The following is a 1,218-nucleotide window of genomic DNA, read 5'->3' as shown; positions in this document are numbered from 1 at the left end:
CCCCTTAAAATGATTATCATTATTGTTTAAAATTGGATTCTTGGTTTTTGTTGATTAATTTATTCTTTGGAAGTCCCTTAACAGATTAATGATGTTTGTGTTTCCCGTGATGCTCACCCTCTTTCCAAGGTTCGCCAGAAAAAGGTTGTACGCCAACTGCTGGATAGCTGTCATGATTAGGACTGAATACTTCAAGTGCAGCTTCAGTCACATATCCCAACGTTTGTTCTAAACTAGAAATACCAAATTTAATAGACATTTCACGAAATCCTTTACGCGAGATACTATTACTTTAAGCAAGCTATTATGTCAGTGATATTTCATTGAGAAGATAATCCTGTGTCAATTGAAGAAGAATTCACCTATTCTGAAATCCATATATTCAATACACCAACTATCATGTCTGGCAAAGGATTTGGGCAATCTCAACCCACCAAAATCGATAAACTTGTTGAATCTGCGGTGCGTTATTGCCACAAGCGACACCCAGAAGCATGAACAGCAAGTTCGTGAGCAAAAGGCTCGTGAATTACGTGAGCGCCAAGCTCGTGAACAAAAAGCCCGTGAATTGCGTGAGCGCCAAGCTCGTGAACAAAAAGCTCGTGAATTGCGTGAGCGTCAAGCTCGTCTTCATCACTAAAATTTGAATTTTTACTCGCTCTGCGGTAAGCGTTCGCGCAGCGTCTCCAAGAATTGCTATGCCGTAGGCTTATCGCCCCACCCAATCAAGCAAACGTGAGTAGCGTCTTGAACAGCTTCAAGAAGAACAAGGCAACACGGATTCTAAACACTCAGGGGGGAATAGCGCTTCTGGCGGCAATTCGGGTGCAGGTAAATCTGGCACATCAAAAATTTCTGCCACTGGTACACCTGATGATATCGAAAAAATTGATCGGGATCAGGAGTAAAACTGACTCCGACGAGTCAAGGTTTAACTGGATCGTCTCTAATTACTAACTCAAGTCAACAATGGTGGATTGAATACCTTATTATTCAGTCCACATAAGCTTTCGCACATCAAAAGCACTCTGCTTTCAAGCGATGCCAAAGGCGGGCGGGTACGCCATCGCATTTTTTGAAACCGGAACCGGAACAATAAACTTATTTTTGCGCCCAAGGTTCTGATTTTTGTAAAGCAACGCTTGCTAACTGTTTAACATAAAATCGTATGTTATGGTTCAAAACTTTTGTTTTAGTAGATATCTGAGTAAAAATCAA

Annotated in this window: 3 protein-coding genes; 2 read left to right on the top strand and 1 reads right to left on the bottom strand. The window is 41.2% G+C overall.

The features are described 5' to 3' along the window. Positions 1–85: 85 nt before the first annotated feature. On the bottom strand, positions 86–259 hold the full coding sequence (locus tag CDG77_RS37280) for a hypothetical protein (protein WP_190234170.1): 174 nt from the start codon (positions 257–259) through the stop codon (positions 86–88). An 80-nt stretch (positions 260–339) separates the two neighbouring features. Between CDG77_RS37280 and CDG77_RS37275 the strand changes: the two genes are divergently transcribed. Both CDG77_RS37275 and CDG77_RS34995 read left to right on the top strand, forming a co-directional pair. Next, positions 340–498: a hypothetical protein gene (locus tag CDG77_RS37275; protein ID WP_190234169.1), complete on the top strand. Its 159-nt coding sequence runs from the start codon at positions 340–342 to the stop codon at positions 496–498. Continuing rightward, positions 449–640 (top strand): hypothetical protein, encoded by a 192-nt coding sequence (locus CDG77_RS34995; RefSeq protein ID WP_143857182.1) that lies wholly within the window; start codon positions 449–451, stop codon positions 638–640. The genes CDG77_RS37275 and CDG77_RS34995 overlap by 50 nt, the downstream gene beginning before the upstream one ends. The last annotated feature ends 578 nt before the right edge of the window (positions 641–1,218 follow it).

The organism is Nostoc sp. 'Peltigera membranacea cyanobiont' 213 (assembly GCF_002245975.1).
Lineage (GTDB): Bacteria > Cyanobacteriota > Cyanobacteriia > Cyanobacteriales > Nostocaceae > Nostoc.
Note: the sequence above shows the minus strand (reverse complement) of the source record. Positions and strands in the feature narration are given on the sequence as shown.

Coding starts and splice junctions, on each gene's coding strand:
- CDG77_RS37280 (WP_190234170.1), bottom strand. CDS start 259: ATGTCTATTAAATTTGGTATTTCTAGTTTAGAACAAACGTTGGGATAT.